Origin of the sequence: Rhizobium cerradonense (genome assembly GCF_030182455.1) — a bacterium.
GTDB lineage: Bacteria > Pseudomonadota > Alphaproteobacteria > Rhizobiales > Rhizobiaceae > Rhizobium.
On the sequence record NZ_JAQJCK010000007.1, the window covers coordinates 386,090 to 403,787 of the forward strand.

Annotated in this window: 18 protein-coding genes and 1 tRNA gene; 6 read left to right on the forward strand and 13 right to left on the reverse strand. The window is 60.5% G+C overall.

Annotated features, from left to right (window positions below; genetic code table 11):
• Positions 1–17 precede the first annotated feature (17 nt).
• Positions 18–746 (reverse strand): type 1 glutamine amidotransferase, encoded by a 729-nt coding sequence (locus tag PH547_RS18645; protein ID WP_285169044.1) that lies wholly within the window; start codon positions 744–746, stop codon positions 18–20.
• Positions 747–867: 121 nt separating this feature from the next.
• Between PH547_RS18645 and PH547_RS18650 the strand changes: the two genes are divergently transcribed.
• Positions 868–1,161, forward strand: a complete 294-nt coding sequence (locus PH547_RS18650) for an Rdx family protein (protein ID WP_028750867.1) — start codon at positions 868–870, stop codon at positions 1,159–1,161.
• Positions 1,162–1,257: 96 nt separating this feature from the next.
• On the opposite strand, the gene PH547_RS18655 is transcribed toward PH547_RS18650, so the two are convergent.
• Entirely contained in the window at positions 1,258–1,395 is a 138-nt protein-coding gene (locus PH547_RS18655; protein WP_199773510.1) for a hypothetical protein, read from the reverse strand.
• Between the two features lie 161 nt (positions 1,396–1,556).
• Complete coding sequence (locus tag PH547_RS18660) at positions 1,557–1,982, reverse strand: hypothetical protein (RefSeq protein WP_285169045.1); 426 nt, start codon at positions 1,980–1,982, stop codon at positions 1,557–1,559.
• Between the two features lie 187 nt (positions 1,983–2,169).
• On the opposite strand from PH547_RS18660, the gene PH547_RS18665 reads away from it, so the two are divergent.
• Together PH547_RS18665 and PH547_RS18670 are read left to right on the forward strand one after the other, a co-directional pair.
• The gene (locus tag PH547_RS18665; protein WP_285169106.1) at positions 2,170–3,591 is read left to right on the forward strand and encodes a phosphomannomutase; all 1,422 of its coding nucleotides are present in this window, start codon (positions 2,170–2,172) and stop codon (positions 3,589–3,591) included.
• Between the two features lie 92 nt (positions 3,592–3,683).
• Positions 3,684–3,768 (forward strand) — tRNA-Leu (locus PH547_RS18670).
• A 228-nt stretch (positions 3,769–3,996) separates the two neighbouring features.
• Here the strand turns inward: PH547_RS18670 and PH547_RS18675 are convergent.
• From PH547_RS18675 to PH547_RS18700, 6 genes are all read right to left on the reverse strand, one after another.
• Positions 3,997–5,085 carry a hypothetical protein gene (locus PH547_RS18675; protein ID WP_260303277.1) on the reverse strand — a complete coding sequence of 363 codons (1,089 nt, stop codon included), beginning with the start codon at positions 5,083–5,085 and terminating at the stop codon, positions 3,997–3,999.
• Positions 5,086–5,357: 272 nt separating this feature from the next.
• Positions 5,358–5,669, reverse strand: a complete 312-nt coding sequence (locus PH547_RS18680; protein ID WP_104821680.1) for a hypothetical protein — start codon at positions 5,667–5,669, stop codon at positions 5,358–5,360.
• A 145-nt stretch (positions 5,670–5,814) separates the two neighbouring features.
• Complete coding sequence (locus PH547_RS18685) at positions 5,815–7,734, reverse strand: beta-N-acetylhexosaminidase (RefSeq protein ID WP_104821679.1); 1,920 nt, start codon at positions 7,732–7,734, stop codon at positions 5,815–5,817.
• Positions 7,735–7,761: 27 nt separating this feature from the next.
• A complete protein-coding gene (locus tag PH547_RS18690) occupies positions 7,762–8,538 on the reverse strand; it encodes an SDR family oxidoreductase (protein ID WP_285169046.1) in 777 nt (258 codons plus the stop codon).
• Between the two features lie 179 nt (positions 8,539–8,717).
• A complete protein-coding gene (locus PH547_RS18695; RefSeq protein WP_104821677.1) occupies positions 8,718–9,581 on the reverse strand; it encodes a MurR/RpiR family transcriptional regulator in 864 nt (287 codons plus the stop codon).
• Positions 9,582–9,668: 87 nt separating this feature from the next.
• Positions 9,669–10,058, reverse strand: a complete 390-nt coding sequence (locus PH547_RS18700) for a RidA family protein (RefSeq protein ID WP_104821676.1) — start codon at positions 10,056–10,058, stop codon at positions 9,669–9,671.
• Positions 10,059–10,169: 111 nt separating this feature from the next.
• On the opposite strand from PH547_RS18700, the gene PH547_RS18705 reads away from it, so the two are divergent.
• Genes PH547_RS18705 through PH547_RS18715 form a run of 3 tightly spaced genes read left to right on the forward strand, consistent with a single transcriptional unit; the run spans position 10,170 to position 13,262 of the window.
• Positions 10,170–10,655, forward strand: coding sequence for a hypothetical protein (locus PH547_RS18705; protein ID WP_104821675.1), 486 nt, complete (start codon positions 10,170–10,172; stop codon positions 10,653–10,655).
• An 11-nt stretch (positions 10,656–10,666) separates the two neighbouring features.
• On the forward strand, positions 10,667–12,157 hold the full coding sequence (locus PH547_RS18710; RefSeq protein WP_104821674.1) for a M81 family metallopeptidase: 1,491 nt from the start codon (positions 10,667–10,669) through the stop codon (positions 12,155–12,157).
• 1 nt (position 12,158) lies between these two features.
• Entirely contained in the window at positions 12,159–13,262 is a 1,104-nt protein-coding gene (locus PH547_RS18715; RefSeq protein WP_104821673.1) for a D-TA family PLP-dependent enzyme, read from the forward strand.
• Positions 13,263–13,473: 211 nt separating this feature from the next.
• On the opposite strand, the gene PH547_RS18720 is transcribed toward PH547_RS18715, so the two are convergent.
• From PH547_RS18720 to PH547_RS18735, 4 genes are all read right to left on the reverse strand, one after another.
• Positions 13,474–14,610 carry an ABC transporter ATP-binding protein gene (locus PH547_RS18720; RefSeq protein ID WP_104821672.1) on the reverse strand — a complete coding sequence of 379 codons (1,137 nt, stop codon included), beginning with the start codon at positions 14,608–14,610 and terminating at the stop codon, positions 13,474–13,476.
• Between the two features lie 84 nt (positions 14,611–14,694).
• Entirely contained in the window at positions 14,695–15,924 is a 1,230-nt protein-coding gene (locus tag PH547_RS18725) for an ABC transporter substrate-binding protein (protein ID WP_104821671.1), read from the reverse strand.
• Between the two features lie 35 nt (positions 15,925–15,959).
• A complete protein-coding gene (locus PH547_RS18730) occupies positions 15,960–16,817 on the reverse strand; it encodes a carbohydrate ABC transporter permease (protein WP_104821670.1) in 858 nt (285 codons plus the stop codon).
• Positions 16,814–17,698, reverse strand: a complete 885-nt coding sequence (locus PH547_RS18735) for a carbohydrate ABC transporter permease (RefSeq protein WP_104821669.1) — start codon at positions 17,696–17,698, stop codon at positions 16,814–16,816. The genes PH547_RS18730 and PH547_RS18735 overlap by 4 nt, the downstream gene beginning before the upstream one ends.

Here is a 17,698-nt window from a genome sequence, read left to right on the forward strand (position 1 = left end):
TAGCCGATTGAACCGCTCTAAGACGCCGCCTGCAGCTCCACCTCAGCGCCAATCGTCCTCACCCAGGCGCGCGCGATCGCCAGCCCCGCGATCTCAGCCGCCGGCGCATGTTGTGCGGCGATCTCGGCATAGCGCTCCAGCCAGCCGGGTTCGTTGCGCTCGATCGACGCCTTGAACTCCGTCCGCCAGCCTTCGACGACGCCGGTATTGGCCTCGAAATGGAACTGTGTGCCGTAGGCGGCGCGGCCGATGCGGAAGGCCTGGTTCCCGGTCACCGCGTTGGTGGCGAGGCGAATGGCGCCTGTCGGCAGCGAGAACGTGTCGGAGTGCCATTGGAAGATGGTGAAATCATCGCCGAGAGCAGATAGCAGCGGATCGGCCTTGCCTTCCTCGGTGACGCCAACTGTTTTCCAGCCGAATTCATGGGCGGCACCGAGAAGATTTTCCGCCTCGTAGGCGCGGGCCAGAATCTGGCTGCCGAGGCAGATGCCGAGCACGGCCTTGTCGGTCTCCTCGAACCGACGCATGAGCCTTGCGAGCTCCGGCAGATAGGGGTGGGTGTCGTCGTCGCGGGCATTCTGCTCGCCGCCGAGCACCACCAGCGCATCATGCGCCGCTACATCGCTCGGAAGCCGCTCGCCATCCCACGCACGGAACCATTCGATCTCCGCTCCCGCTTCTTCCAGCGCGATGCCGAGGGCGCCGAGCGGCGTGTTTTTCATGTTTTCGACGATGGCGACCCGCATTCCCATGACCCCCGAATACAATTCGGGCAAAATGAACATGGGAGGGCCGACGACGCAAGAGGCCAACTTGCGGCCGATTAAAGTTGAGCCTAAATGTCAGCAAACAACAAGGAAACCGCCGATGACCGACAAGCCCCGGATCACCATTCTCTATTGTACGCAATGCAACTGGCTGCTGCGCGCCGGCTGGATGGCGCAGGAACTGCTGCAAACTTTCAGCGACAGCGTGGGCGAAGTGGCGCTGATCCCCGGCACGGGCGGCAACTTCGAAATCCGTATCGATGGCGAGCTGCTGTGGGAGCGCAAGCGCGACGGCGGCTTCCCCGGTCCGAAGGAGCTGAAGCAGCGGGTGCGCGATATCATCGATCCCGATCGCGATCTCGGCCATACCGACCGCGGATCGCTGGAGAGCTGACTACCCCATTCTCCGGCGCACCTCCGCGGCGCGCCGGCCGATATTCCGCCGACTGACATATCGAGAAGGCGCGGCCTGCGGCGCGTCTTCGCTCCGTCACTTATCTTTCCTGCCGAGGCTGATCGTGCTGGCAGCCTGCCTGACCTGAGAACCAGGCTGCTGCTTTACAGCGACGATCTTGCCCTTCTTGGGTTTCCGCGCTTCGCGGGTACTTCTCAGTTGACCCTTTGCCATTCTGGGCTCCTTGCTTCGCCCGCGACCCTGTGGAAGCGGCGACACTCTAGGGACTGCCCAAGTCGCGAGAAAAGCAAGCGATTTATTTTCGCTTCCTCATATAGACAAGGCGAATGGATGTGCTCTGTGCTGAAACCGGCGCCAGAGGCGCTCCCGCTCACTCAATAATAGGGGGAGCGGCAGGTCTGAAAGCCGTGGTGAAGGGTGGTGTAGAGATTGGTGCCGGGATTGTAGGTCCGATAATGTTCGGAGCACCATATCTGATGCCGTGTGCGATTGTTGACCGGCGCCGGGAAGTTGGTTCTCGGCGGAACAGGATTGCGCGGCTGGATGTAGATGCGGGGATTGTCAAAGCGCGACCTCCTATCGAGGCTCGGCGGCGTATAGGGAATGGGATAGCCGGGCGGGCGGTACCATTGCTGCGAGCCGAAACCAAAACAGCCGCGAGCGTCGCAAACAGTGGGCCCGACCCTTGGGGGAGGCAGGCCGAGCTTCGGGCTGTTCGAGGCCGCATTGGCGAGATCCGGTGGCGACAACAAAACGAGGCTGACGGCGCAGCCGAACGCGATCTTGCCGAAAACAGTCATGGCAGACTCCTGTTGCTGGTCTTGGCGACCCAGCATCTTTTCCCGCGGCTCGCTCTATATTTGGGGCTTCCCTCAAGGCAAAACCAGGGGCGCGAAGGCGGCTATCGGCCGCGATCGATCGGTTGATCCTTTCCCCCGCTTGTTCCATAAGAGGCGCAACATTCCGAGGAGATTGCACGTGAGCAGCTTGAAATTTGGAACCAGCGGCCTTCGCGGCCTGTCCGTCGATCTCATGGGACGGGCGTCTGCCCTCTACGCCACGGCCTATGCCCGCCACCTGTTGAAGAGCGGCCATGCGCAGCCCGGCGATCTCATCCTGGTCGGCCGCGATTTTCGCGAGTCCAGCCCGGCGATCTCGGCCACCTGCATCGGCGCGCTGAAACGCGCCGGCCTGACGCCGGTCGATTGCGGCACGGTGCCGACCCCGGCGCTGGCGCTTTACGGGCTGGAGCTCAAGGCCGCGTCGCTGATGATCACCGGCTCGCATATTCCGGCCGATCGCAACGGCATCAAATTCTACCGCCCCGACGGCGAGATCGACAAGCAGGACGAGCTGGCGATCAGCACTGAGGCCGCCGCGATCGGCGACGTCGACCTCGATGAGAGGCCCGGCACTTGCGACGACCGGACGGCGGAGACCGAGGCGTTGTTCTTCGAGCGCAATATCGCCCTGCTGCCCGCCGACAGCCTCGCCGGCCTCACCATCGGCGTCTATCAGCACAGCACCGTGGCGCGCGATCTGCTCGGCCTAGTGCTGGTGCATTACGGCGCGCGCGTCGTGCCGCTCGGCCGCTCCGAAAGCTTCATTCCGGTCGATACCGAAGCGGTCTCGGCCGAAACCATCCGCCTGCTGAAGGGCTGGGCGCCGGAGCATGGGCTGGATGCGATCGTCTCCGCCGACGGCGACGGCGACCGGCCGCTTGTCTCCGATGAAACCGGCGAGCCGCTGCGCGGCGACCTGCTCGGCCTGATTGCCGCGAATTTCCTCGGCGCGGAGGTCGTGGTGACGCCGGTCACCTCCAATTCCGGCATCGAGGCCGCCGGCTCCTACGCCGTTACCCGCACCCGCGTCGGCTCGCCCTATGTCATCGCCGGCATGGATGAGGCCTTAGCGGCCGGCAAGGCCAATGTCATGGGCTTCGAGGCCAATGGCGGCACGCTGACGGCAAGCCGCTTCATCATCGAGGGACAGCCGATCCGCGCCCTGCCGACCCGCGACAGCTTCCTGCCGATCCTGGCGACGCTCTACGCCGCCGCGCGGGCAAAACAATCGCTGTCGGCCGTTGCCGCCAACTACCGCCTGCCCTTTGCCGCCGCCGACCGGCTGGAGAATTTCCCGGTCGAAACCAGCGGGGCGCTGATGGCTCATCTGCGCGCCTCCGACGCCAATCTCGCCGCCTTCCTGGCGCCGGTCGCCGGCGTCGCGTCAAAGAGCGATATAGACGGGCTGCGGGTGACGCTGGCCGACGGCCGAATCATCCATTTCCGCCCCTCCGGCAATGCGCCGGAGATGCGCTGCTATGTCGAAGCGGCCGATGAAAACGAGGCAAAGGCCTTGCTGGAACAGGGACTTGGCCTCATCCGCGCCTGGGCGGCAGCCCGGGGTTAACCCGGGCTTCAACCGCTTTTTTCAAGATTGCCACGAAAACTTCAAAAACCCTGTTGACACCGGACAGCCACCCCCTTACATGCGTGTCCGTCGCCCAGATGGCGGAATTGGTAGACGCGCAGGTTTCAGGTACCTGTGCCGCGAGGCGTGGAGGTTCGAGTCCTCTTCTGGGCACCATTTCCTTTTGATCACTGCCAAGATCAAAGAGTTAGATTTCGTGAAAGTTTGCGCGTTTTGTGCCTTGTGACAAAGGCCTGCGGCAATGCGCTTGGGGCTTGGGCCGCGCGGTGGCTTCGAAGGTTCTTCCGACGCCCATCTCTCCATGTGGGTAATCTCGCCACGGCTGCTCCGTGAATACCTGTGAGAAATCTGGCTCTAAACTTTATTGAAGCACCAAGTCGGGTTCTACTGCATCAGGTTGATCAAATGAGTGTTTATGAAGTCAGCGCACTTCTGCCCGTGTTCGATCTGAATGTATCGTGCCATGAACTCGTCCATTCTCGCGCTGTATAGCTTTGTGATCTTTTCCTTGAGAGCCCCTTCCACCTGAGTCGGCACGCCGTATCCGGTGGAGTAGACCTTGGTATAGTAGGATTTGCCTTCGGGGATGTTAGCCTCAAGTAACCGCATGTTTTGATTGGCGAAAGCAAAACCCAAGAATACAATAGCTCTCGCTTGGGCGATGGCAGTCTTAATCGCATCCACTTGTTGTGAATCACGAATCGACTCAGACCACGTAACGAGCGACTCGCTTACTCTCCAAAGATCCAATCGATCGAGATCGGGGCCGTAGGGTATGTAGTCCCGGTCCAACAAGCCCTGAGGGAGCCTTCCCAACGTCCCATACGGATGTATGATCCGCATGTTACTAACAATCTTGTACGCCTGCTCGCGGGAAACTTTATAAAAACTCCGTTCAATGGCCGCGATAAGATAAAATTCAATGCATCTGTCGTAGTTGAAACAGATAATGGTAATATTGCTACCAATGTTGTCGACGTCGGTTGTGCGAACGCCGTCGAATAGCGCCCGAGCGAAAGTCGCAATCCACGCGTTATCTAGAGCTTCCCAGTTTAGATCCTGCCTGTTCCTATCTCGGTTAACCGCGAGCTTCGAAGCACCTTCCGCTTTTGCAATAGCATAGGCAATCTGAAGCTTTCCCACTTCGGCAATATGTGGCACGTGATTGTTTCGGTCGATGAATGAGTCAATCGAGCCGGCGGAGTCAATCGCCCGGTAAATCTCTGCGCATGCCTCAAAACGGGCATTGATTTCATCGTTGCGGTTCTCATACCGCCTGACGATTGCATCGTGGATTTCTTTGACACCCTCCTTAAGCCCGTAGTCAAAACGGAACTTTGAGTTTTGCTTGATGGTGTTCATCAATTTCCAGCCGACCGGCAAATTAAATTCGTCGCTAGCACCAGCACCAATCACAAAAACAGTATTGTCTTTGAACATAAGTAGAGGGCCTGAAAGTTCGTTGAGTTCCAAGAAATGCACATTTGATCTATATGCGCGATTCGAAGATTGGACCCGTTATGCTCCATTTGCAAAGGGTACTGTGGGCCGCTCTACTATCTAACATTACTCAATAACCATTGTTGCTGAGAATGAGGGCTAATATCCATAATTCTGGATACCAATCTGATTTGATCGCCGCCAAAATCAAACCGCAGATCTTCCCGGAAGCAGAGGTCCCGAGATCTCCTTCTCTGCAGCTTTTCAGATCGAACCCGACATTGAATAGAGTCGGCTTACATCGCTCACTTGCGATTATGCCCCTTCCCCGTCGTCGAGACACAGCGCTGAACCTTGCAGCTCGGATTGTCCGAGGTTGGCACTGAGGCGCTCGACATGGCACCACGGTTAATGCAGGCCGCCGAGTTTGAGACGTAGCGATCGTACATCATCAGATTGTTGACGCTGTGCGAGGGGTATCGCAGGACGATTTCGCCCTCTCGGGCAATCTTGTCGTGAAGAGCCGAACAGGTCATGCGATGGGAGTCATAGCGGGACATTGCCATTGCGCTTGAGGCGGATAGCGCCAATGCCACGAGCAAAATGATCTTCTTCATGGGGTTTCCTCTTCTAGGTGACAGACGTCGCTATCGAAAGGAACCACATTATCCTGCATCTATTCTATCAGTTTCGTGACATAGCCATGCGCTGCCGGCAATGCAGGCAATCACGGCTGCGGCAATCACGACCCTGGACATCTGCCTATAGGGCCGGACTGAGCCGCACGATCGCGGCGAAGCGCTCCCAATTCTTGCCCGCCTTCGGCGTCCAGGCGGCTTCGGCGATGGCCGGCAGCCGGGGGAAGACGAGGCGGTTGAAATAGGCGCGGGAGAGGAAATTTTCGAGCCAGATGCAGGCCTGCACGCCCTTTATCCGGTCCTTCAATTCCTCGGGGAACTCGCCTTCCGCCTCATAGGCGTAGGTATGCGCTGGGGGTACGGTGCCGGCCCAACTCGCGCCCGGCTCCTGCCAGGCTTCCGCCTGCACCATGTCGAGGTAATAGGCCTGGCCGGGGGTCATCACCACATCATAGCCTTCGCGCGCAAGCTCGATGCCGACCTCCGGTTTCTCCCAGGCCATCAGCAGCGTGCCTTCCGTGCCGACGCCGCCGCCATGGGCGACTTCGTTCCAGCCGGCTAGCTTGCGGCCGCGCGCCGTCAGCATCGTCTTCACCCGCTTCAGGAAATAGGATTGCAGCGCGAACGTGCCGGATATGCCTTCCTGCTCCATCAGTTTGCGGGCGAGCGGCGAGGCGAGCCAGGAACCGTTGGCCACTTCGTCGCCGCCGATGTGGATATATTCGGAGGGAAACAGCTCGACCATTTCATCGAACACTTTCCCGAGGAACTCATAGGTCGGCTCCACGGCCGGGTTGAGGGCATTGTTGGGATAGCCCTGGACGGAATGATAGCTCTCCGGCGCTTCCTGCCCGTCGGCCAGATCCGGCAGGGCGACGAGGGCGGCTGTGCTGTGGCCGGGAATATCGATTTCCGGCACGACCTCGACGCCGAGCGCCAGAGCATGAGCGACGATCTCCCTGACATCTCCCTGCGAATAGGAGCCGTCCACCGGCTCAGCGCCGTTTCCAAGCTGCGGCAGCAGAGGTTCGTCCGGGCCGCGCAGCACGCCAGTCGAGGTTAGCTGCGGATAGGCCTTGATCTCCAGCCGCCAGGCCTCGTCGTCGGTCAAATGCCAATGGAAGATGTTGAGCTTCAGCCAGGCGAGGATATCGATCAGCCGCTTCACATTCTCCTTCGGGTGGAATTGCCGGGAGACATCGAGATGGCAGCCGCGCCAGCCGTAACGCGGCTGGTCGGAGATCGTGCCGGCGGCCGGAAAGCGGAATTTGCCGGGTTCGCGCCGCGCGCCGTCCAGAAGCTGCGCCAAGGTCGTCAAACCATAGAGACGCCCGGCCTCAGTGCCATAGGCAAGCGTGATCTCTTCGGCCGAGAAAGTGAGCTGATAAGCTTCCTTGGCGAGAGCCGGCCGCTCGACGAAGCGCAAGGGCCTGCCCTGCGGCGCGGCTATGAGGCTGAATGGCGCGTGATTGGCCGGAAACAGGCGCTGGAAGAGCGCCAGCGACGTCGCAACTGCCTTCAGGCTGGCAGCATCGGTTCCCTTGACGGGATAGAGCACGACCGGAAAGCTTTCGCCCGGCTTGGCATCGATCGCCGCTGGCCAAGGCTGGATGGCGAAGGGAAGATCGAGCTTGCCTTCCGGCAGCAGCACCGGCGGCGGCTCGCTGACGCGACCTTCAAGCAGGAGATCGGTGACGGACACCGGCACATGGCTGCCGTCGGACAGTGTCAGATAGGCGGATTTGGCGCCATCGGTGCAATGTTTCGCTGTCCGGTTCAGGCCGCTGACGCTGAAGGTCCAGCTTTCGCCCGATGCCAGGGAGAGGCCGGCAGGCGGGGCGAATTCATGGAAATTGGCGTTGCGGCGCAGGAAGACGGCATTGTCGCAAGCCTTGGGATCGATGACGCGCGTCAGCGAGGTATAGACGAGGCGGAAACCGGTGAGCGGCGCATCCGAGAGATTGATCAGCGTAAAGGTCAGGCGGCCGTTCGGTCCGCCATCGGGGGACCAGGTGTTTTCGAGATGATAGGAAGCCGGCTGCATATCTATTCTCTCCTTAACGACAAGCGTTCAATAATGATCGGACTGTGAAAATGTATGCGCCAGCTCGGCCTGCCCCGCCGTCAGGCCGCAATCGACCGGCAGGCAGACGCCGGTGATGGCGCTGGCAAGCGGGCCGGCGAGAAAGGCAACGGCATTGGCGACATCGGCCGGATCGATGACGCGCTGCAGCGGATACCAGCGGCGGGCCTCTTCGAAGACATTGGGATTGGCGGCCGCACGCGCCTCCCAGGCCTGCGTGCGCACCGTGCCCGGCGCGACCGCATTGGCGCGGATGCCGAACTTGCCGTATTCGACCGCGACCAGCCGAGTGAAATGCAACAAACCAGCCTTGGCGGCGCTATAGGCGGGATGGCCGAAGACGGCCATGCCGTTGACCGAGGCGATGTTGACCAGCGATCCCTTTGACGCCTTCAGCATATCCTCGACGGCGCGGAAACAGAGGAAGGCGGCTTCGAGATTAAGGGCATTGTCGGCGCGCCAGATATCCGGCGTCGTATCATGCAGGCTGACGGCGCGGGCCGCTCCCGCATTGTTGACCAGGGTCTTGACCATACCCAGTCCCGCGGCGGCCTTTGCCATTTCGGCAAGGTCGGCCTCGCTGGTGACATCGGTTTTCAGGGCGATGAAGCGTTCCGCCGGTCCCAGCTCTTCCGCAGCCTTTCGAACGGCAGCGGCATCGATATCGACCAGCAGGACGATATCGTGATCATCCGCGAGACGCCGGGCAATGGCGCGGCCGATATCGCCGGCAGCTCCGGTAACGATGGCGACGGATCGGGTCATGCATCTCTCCCCTGCTGCGTTTCTGTTCTTTCGCAATTCCGGACGGAAAGCGGCTCACGCACTTTTCCTAAAGCTCGTCGCGATCTTTCAGATTCGCTCCCACGCTTTAGCTCCTTGTTTTTGCATGTCGTTTTCGCAAAACCGCCGCACACTTTTGCGCGACATGCATTAGAATCGCTTTAGTCCCCGAGAAGCTGGCGGTCGTCGCCGTCGCGATGAGTGACGAGCTGTTGCTTGATGCGACGCAGCGTTACCGTCGCTTGCGGCTGGATGCGGTAAGCGACAAGGCTGGCGAGGATATCCACGACCGCGAGATAGGCGATGCGCGTCGATGTCGGGCGATAGATATTGTTGCCCTCGGGCAAATCGACCGGCACGGTGATGTCAGCGGCAAGCGCCACCGGACTGTGGCTCTGCGTCAACGCAATCGTCGGCACCTTGGCTTCGCGGGCGAGCATAAAGGCCCGCACCAGCTCGGCATTGCGGCCCGACAGCGACGAACCGATCAGCACGTCCGTCGGCTTGGCGGCGGCGGCCATCATCAACTGCATGCTGTGATCGGAACTGGCGGTGACGCGCAGGCCGAGGCGGAACAGCCTGTTCTGCAGCTCGCTGGCGATCATCGAGGAATTGCCGCCGGAGCCGAAGGCGTAGATCATCTCGGCGCCGGCAAGCCTGTTGGAGGCCTGCTCGATGGCGGGGATATCCAGCCCGCGATGCAGCAGGAACAGCGCATTCTGCGCCTTGGTGATGATGTCCTGCGCGACATCCGCCGGCGCGATGCTCTTCGGCTCCGGCTTGATGTAGCGCATGCCGACATAGGCGGTGCGGGCAAGCTGCACCTTGAAATCGGAAAAGCTCTCGCAGCCGAGCCGACGGCAGAAGCGCGTCACGGTCGGCGGCGAAACATCCGCCTTGCCGGCAAGCTCGATAATGGAGGCGTTGACCGCAAATTCGAAATCGTTGAGGACGATGTCGGCAATGCGGTTTTCCGACTGCGACAACCGCCCTCTTTCCTCCTGCATGGTCGTGAAAATATCCACAGACGTCCCCCATTTTAATGCACAATCCTATCCAAAAGCCGCTATGCGCCCTTCCAAGATCATGCAGCCCCTGACAGTCTTCCTACCTCACGCTTCCGGCGCCTTGTAGGCGATGCAGTCGATCTCCACCTTGCAATCCACCATCATCGACGACTGCACGCAGGCGCGCGCCGGCGGATGCGCGCCGAAGTAGTCCTGGTAGATCTTGTTGAAGCTCCAGAAATCACGGGGATCATCGAGCCACACGCCGACGCGGACGACATGCTCGAGGTCATAGCCGGCTTCATGGAGAATGGCGATGAGGTTGCCGATCGCCTTATGGGTCTGGGCGACGATGCCGCCATCGATGATCTCACCATCTTCCATGGCGACCTGGCCGGAGACATGGAGCCAGCCATTGGCTTCGACAGCGCGCGCGAAAGGCAGCGGCTTGCCGCCCGCACCCGTCTGGACAGCGCCATAACGCTTGATGGTCATTTTCAATCCTGCAAATTATTTTCGTGACACGTTGACAAATGACCATAGAAAGCAGAATTTGACCAGTGAAAATCGCAATTTATGAAAAGAATTTCAATATTGGCGGGTACAATGCGCGATCCCTTTAAAAATCCCTTCCCTGCCGACGACGCTGCCCGGCACGCAATCTGGGAGATGCTGGTGCCGCGCGATATCGACGCCTTTCTCGCAGCCGACTGGTCGCAGGTGGCGGACGATTTCGTCGAAGACGGCTTCATCGGCATCGACGGCCGCCGCGAAGTCAGTCCCGACAAATGGCGCCTCACCTTCCCGACGCTTGCGGCCTACCGCGACGAATGGTTGCGGCAAGCGCGCGATTTTGCCGGCCAATCCTTTGCGGAAGACCCGCGCACCGCCATCTTTACGACGACTACGCTGGAAGACATCGAGATCGAAGGCGATATGGCGCTGGTGCGCAAGAAATTCGATGGCAGCCTGAAGAAAGCCGATGGCGACGTCGATGTGCTGAAATGGCAGACGCTTTATTATTGCCGTCTGCATAATGGCCGCTGGAAGATTTCCGGCTTTACCGGTTACCTGCCGAATCCAATGGAATAGAGGCGACGGCGTTGCGCATTTTCACCGCGGTGCTCGCGACCGAGACGAACACTTTTTCTCCGATCTGCGTCGATCGGCGCGCCTTCGAGGCTTCCCTCTATGCGCCGCCGGGCGAGCATCCGGAGACGCCGACGCTTTGTTCGGCGCCGATCACAGTCGGCCGGCGAGTGGCCGCGGAAAGGGGCTGGGAGCTGATCGAGGGCACGGCCGCCTGGGCCGACCCGGCCGGCCTTGTGAATCGCACGGCCTACGAGGGCCTGCGTGACGAAATCCTCGACCAGCTTCGCGCCGCCATGCCGGTCAATGCCGTCGTGCTCGGCCTGCATGGCGCGATGGTTGCCGCCGGCTACGAGGATCCCGAGGGCGATTTCCTGTCGCGGGTCCGTCAGATCGTCGGGCCGGACATTCTCGTCTGCGCCGAACTTGATCCACACAGCCATCTGACGAAAAAGCGTCTCGCAGCGGCAAATTTCTTCGTCTACTTCAAGGAATTCCCGCATACGGACTTCGTCGATCGCGCCGAAGACCTCTGGCGCATCGCCGTCGATACGCTGGGGGGCCGCGTACAGCCGGTCATGTCGGCCTTCGATTGCCGTATGATCGACGTCTTTCCGACCTCGCGCGAGCCGATGCGCTCCTTCGTCGACAAGATCATGGCGCTCGAGAAAAGCGATGCTGATATTCTGTCCATCTCCGTGATTCACGGCTTTATGGCCGGCGACGTCCCGGAAATGGGTACGAAACTGCTGGTCGTCACAGATAATAAGCCGGATAAGGGCTCCGCCCTCGCCCGCGACCTCGGCTTGGAGCTCTTTTCCAAGCGCGGCACCTTCATGATGCCGCAGATCGACGAAAAGCAGGCCGTGACCGAGGCCATGGCTGCCAGTTCGGGGGCCGCACGCTCGGGTCCGGTCGTCATCGCCGATGTCTGGGACAATCCCGGCGGCGGCACGGCGGGCGATGCGACCGTCATCCTCGAAGAATTGCTGACCCGCGGCGCCTGTGACACGGCGATCGGCACGATCTGGGACCCGATGGCGGTGCAGATTTGCATGGCGGCCGGCGAAGGTGCGGAAATTCCGCTGCGCTTCGGAGCGAAATCTGCGCCCGGCACCGGCAATCCGATCGACGGCGTCGTCAAGGTCGTGCGTCTGGTCGCCAATGCCGAAATGCGCTTCGGCGAAAGCCTGGCGCCCTTCGGCGATGCGGCGCATATTGAATTCGAAGGCATCGACATCATCCTCAATTCGACGCGCGCCCAAAGCTTCGATCCGAGCCTTTTCTCGGTGATGGGCATCGATCCCACGCAGAAGAAGATCCTGGTGATCAAGTCGACCAACCACTTCTTCGCATCCTTCTCCAAGATCGCGTCGGAAATCCTTTACTGTTCGGCCGGAACGCCCTATCCGAACAATCCGGCGCGCACGCCCTATCGCCGCGCGCCCAAGGATATATGGCCGATGGTTGCCGACCCGCATGGGTTACAAGAGGGAGCTGCCTGATATGGCGCAGGATATCGTCTCGGACATCAGCCCCAGGCCAGGCGACCGCATTGACGATCTTTCGACGCCACGCCCGATCATCGACGAAGACCGCATGATGGCGAATATCGCCCGCGTGCAATCCTATATGGATGCGCATGGGCTGAACTTCCGGCCGCATATCAAGACGCACAAGATCCCCGCGCTGGCGAGCGCCCAGGTGGCGGCAGGCGCCAACGGGATCAACTGCCAGAAGATCACCGAGGCCGAGGTGTTCGCCCATGCCGGCTTCGAAGATATCCTCATCACCTTCAACATCCTCGGTCCGGAAAAGCGCGCTCGCCTCTCTGACCTCAACGATCGCATTTCCGGGCTGAAAGTCGTCGCCGACAGCACGGTTACGGTCGACGGCCTGTCAGCCCATTTCGCGACGCGCAAACCGCTCACCGTGCTGGTGGAGTGCGATACCGGCGGCGGGCGCTGCGGCGTGCAGTCGCCGGAAGAGGCCGCGGCATTGGCAAGGCATATTGCCGGCAGGCCGGGCCTGACCTTCGGCGGCCTGATGACATATCCGAAGCCAAATAGCGCTGCCGCCATACAGGCTTTTCTGGCCGAGGCCATCTCGCTCCTGAAGCGTGATGGCATCGCATGCCCCATCGTCAGCAGCGGCGGCTCGCCGAGCCTCTACGAGGCGCATCTGGTGACGGCGGCCACTGAGCACCGTGCGGGCACCTATATCTACAACGATCGGTCCATGGTGCGGGCGGGCCATTGCAGCGAGGACGATTGCGCCATGCATATCCTCGCGACCGTCGTCTCGCGCCCAACGCCAGACCGCGCCGTCATCGACGCCGGTTCCAAAGCGCTGACCTCCGATCTCCTCGGCTTTTCGGACTACGGCACCGTGGTCGGCTACCCCGAAGCGGTCATCACAAACCTTTCGGAAGAGCATGGGGTGATCGATCTTTCGAAATGCACCGGGCCTCAGCCGGCGATCGGCGAGAAGATCCGCATCATCCCCAACCACACCTGCGTCGTCTCCAACCTTTACGACCGCATGGTGTTTCACCGCGACGGCATCGTGACCCGCATCGAGGATGTCGCGGCGCGCGGGCTGGTCTGGTAGGGCGCCGCTGATTGTGCCAACCACCCGCTCTCGTGGTTCGAGGGCGCTGCGCGCCACCTCACCATGAGGGCTCACCTTCCGCGCCTCGCGGCTGCATATATCGTCTTTGCGTTGATGCGTGGTGACCGCTCGGCCTCATCCTGGGAGCACTGACACGGGAGCGCTTGCGGACTTGGCAGGGCCTCGAAGTGCGAGGCGGCCCCAAGGGCTTTCACGAAGAAGGTGTGCCCAACAGCTCCATATCGATATCCGTCAGCTCCACCTTGCGCTCGAAAGCCAGGCCGTTCTCATCGAAAAGATGGCAGTCGGCCAGGCGGATGCCCGTGACCAGCGGCACATCCGTGCGGATGGCGACGCTTCCCGGCAGCGTGGCGCAAAAATTCTCGCCGCTGTAACGCTCCAGCGCCGCATAGGCGACCGTCTGTGCCCCCAGCCGCTCGATCACTGTCGGCATGACTGTCAGGGATATATCGCCGCCGCCAAGCTGCACATGCTCCGGCCTGATGCCAAGCGTGAGCTCCTTACCGACGACGCCGTCTCGCGGGGCGACCGGCAGCAGCGCCGTCTGGCCTTTGTACTCCACCTCGACGCCTGCCTCGGTGACGCTCTTGCAGGTCACGGGCAGGAAATTCATCTTGGGGTTACCGATGAAACTCGCGACGAATTTATTTGCCGGCTTATGATAAAGCTCCAGCGGCTCGCCGGTCTGCGCGATCTCGCCGGCGTTCAGGACGACGATCCGGTCGGCCATGGTCATGGCTTCGACCTGGTCGTGGGTCACATAGATCATCGTTGCCTGCAACTGACGGTGCAGCTTGGCAAGTTCGATGCGCATATCGGCGCGCAGGGCCGCGTCGAGGTTCGACAGCGGCTCGTCGAACAGGAAGATTTTCGGCTCACGGACGATCGCCCGGCCGATGGCGACGCGCTGGCGCTGGCCGCCCGACAGCATGCCCGGCTTTTGCTGCAGGCGTTGATCGAGATGCAATATGCGGGCGGCGTGCTCTACCCTGGCCTTGAGCTTGTCTTCCGCCATCTTCTCGACGCGCAAGGGAAAGGCGATATTCTCGAACACCGTCATATGCGGATAAAGGGCGTAGGACTGAAAGACCATGGCGATGCCGCGCTTGACCGGAGGCAGGTCGTTGACGCGCGCGCCATCGATGACGATGTCGCCGCTCGTGACACCGTCGAGGCCGGCGATCATCCGAAGCAGGGTCGACTTGCCGCAACCGGAGGGGCCGACGAAAACGACGAACTCGCCATCCATAACGTCAAGCTCGACGCCTTTGATGACTTCGAAGTGGCCGTAGAATTTCCTGACCTGGTTAAGGTGAAGCTTTCCCAAACTCTGTCTCCGCGCGGCGCCGCCATCAGGCGGGCGGGGCTCAAAAGGCCGCGCGCGATGCGCGCGGCCCGGCGATTTGCAAGCCTATTTATATTGCTCGAGATCCCCGGCTGCCTTCTTCAAGGCATCCGCCGGCTGGGCCTTGCCGGTCACAACGGACTGGACCATCTCGATCATGACGTTCTGAAAGCCCTTATAGTCCTTGAACAGCGGTTCCGGACCACCATAGCCGATGCCGTCGATGAACGGCTTCCAGAAAGGATCCTTCTTTTCGAACTCATCGACCATGGGCGAAGGACGCAGAGGCGTCAGACCGGCGCCGCCTTGCAGTTCGTATTCGCCCTGCGGACCGGGAGAGGTGATGAACTTGGCGAATTCGATTGCCTTGTCCTCGACGCCGGTGCCCTTGAAGACCGCAAGGCTGTCGGTGATGAGCAGCGTGCCTTGGCCCTTGGCTGAAGGACCGAGCGGCAGCGGTGCGACGCCCCAGTTGATCTTCGTCTCCTTCAGGCGATAGGCAGCACCCGAGCCCGCCTGGATCATGCCGACTTTGCCGTCCAGGAAGATGGCGCGCACTTCGTTCTGTTCGTAAGCGGTCGGTCCTTCGACGGAATAAGGCGTGATATCCTTATAGGCTTGAAGGGCGGCCAGCACTTCCGGGCTGTCGAGGACGATCTTGTCGCCGTCGATCACCTTGCCGTTGTTGGTGTAAACCCAGTGCAGGAACTGGTGCATGGTGTTGTCGAACGTCTTGGCCGACAATCCATAGCCGGGGATACCGGTCTTCTCCTTGATCGCCTTGGCATCGGCAATTTCCTCGGCCCAGGTGGTCGGCGGCTTTTCCGGATCGAGACCCGCTTGCTTGAAGAGGTCCTTGTTCCAATAGAGCGCCTTGGTCGAGAAGGCGATCGGAACACCCCACTGCTGACCGTCGGAGGTGACGGTATCAACGATATTCGGATAGTAGCTCTTCTTCTCCTCGTCCGTCATCGGGATCGGAACGATCAGATCGTTCTCCGCGAACTGTTTGAGGGTGCGCGAGCCGACATAAGCCATGGCGACCGGGGTACCGGCTGCGGCGAGCGTCGTCGCCTTATCCTGGCACTGCTCCCAGCCGACGACTTCCGGCTTGACCGCCCAGCCGGGATTCTTGTCTTCCCACTGCTTGATATATTTCACATGGATCGGATCGATGCTGTCGCCGCAATAGATCCAGCTAATTTCCTTGTCGGCGGCTTGAGCATTCACGGCCCCAAGCGCAGTGGAGCCGAGCAAAGCAAGGGCCAACAGCCCTGTTTTGAAATGGAATGTCACGTTTAAGCTCCCCTTCTCTAGTGATTTTGGACGATTTATTGCTTCACCGCGCCGGCGGTCAGACCGCTGACGAGATAGCGCTGCAGGAAGAAGATCACGACCAGCGCCGGCGCGATGCCGACGAAGCTTGCAGCCATGAGTTCATTCCAGACAACCTCTTGCCGGCCGAAATAAGCGAACAGCCCAACCGGCAACGGCATGTATTCGGTCTTTGAATTGAATGTGAGCGCATAGATGAACTGCTGCGCATAGGCTTCGATGAAGGAGGAAATCGCCACCACGACGATGCCCGGCATCGCGATCGGCAGGATGACGCGGCGCAGCGTGTAGAGTTGGCTTGCGCCATCGACATAAGCGGCCTCGTCAAGCTCCCGGGGGATGCGCTTCATATAGGTGTGCAGCAGCCAGATCCCGGTTGGGATGATGAAGGCGACGCCCGGCACGATCATGGCGAAATAGGTGTTGAGCACGCCGAAGGAACGCATGAGCCGGAACAGCGGAATCAGCAGGACCGCACCGGAGAACATCTTGACGGCGAGAAAGGCGCCGAGCAGCAGTCCGGAGCCCCTGAACTCGAAACGCGCGAAGGCATAGGCAGCCGGCACCACCAGGATCAGCACGATGATGGTAATCGTGCCGGAAATCAGGAACGAGTTGAAGATGTACCAGCCGAAGCCCGGCACACTGGTCCACATGGTCCGATAGGCGGCGAACGAACCGTTTTCGGGAATGAAACGGTAGGGTGACGAGAAAAGCTGGCTGAGCGGCTTCAGCGAAACCAGAAACCCTTCGATGAAGGGCGCTAGTACAAAGGTAAGGAACAGCAGAATACCGGCATAGATGCCGATAAGTTCATACCATCTGTAGCGATTGATCATCGAAGGGTGGTTCATCGCTTGTCCCCCGTGGCAAAGCGGCTGGTCAGGCGGAAGTAAGCGAGGCAGAAGAGCGACAGGAAGATGCAGATCAGCACCGCACGGGCCGCCCCCTCACCATATTTGTAGGAGCCGATCGCCGTACGATAGGTATCGATGATCATCGTCGTCGTCTCGCCATTCGGACCGCCGCGGGTCAAGATCCAGATGATGTCGAAGGAGTTGAACGTCGAAATCAGCGACAGCATCGACATCGTGACCAGCGAGGGCACCAGGAGCGGCAGCGTGATGCGGCGAAAGCGGTAGGACCGCCCGGCACCATCCGTCCAGGCGGCCTCGTAGAGATCCTGCGGAATCGACTGCATGGCAGCCAGCATATAAAGCGTCACCATCGGCACGCCGATCCAGACGTCCGTTATAATCGTCGCCCAGAAGGCCGTGCTGCCAAAGGCCAAAAAGGCAACCGGGCCATCGACGAGACCAAAGCGCTGCAGCAGGCCGGAAATCATGCCGAACTGGCCATTATACATCCAGCCCCACATGAAGATGCCGATCGCCATCGGCACGATCCAGGGAGGCATGGTCAGTACCCGAAAAAGCGAGCGGCCTGGAACCGCCGAATTCAGCATCATCGCCCCGAAGGTGCCGATGATCATCTTGATCGACACGGAAAAGAACGTCCAGATGAAGGTGCGGACAATCACCGAGGCAAATGTTTCGTTGAAAATCTTCGCATAATTTTCGAAGCCGACCCAGTTTGTCAGCTTCTTCAGCGAGGCGTCGGTGAAGGACAGGATGACGGTGTCGACCAGCGGATAGGCGACGATGACGACGACGTAGAGAACGGCCGGAAGAAGCAGGAGCCAGGCGAAGATGACTGTGCTGCGTTGAACACCCAT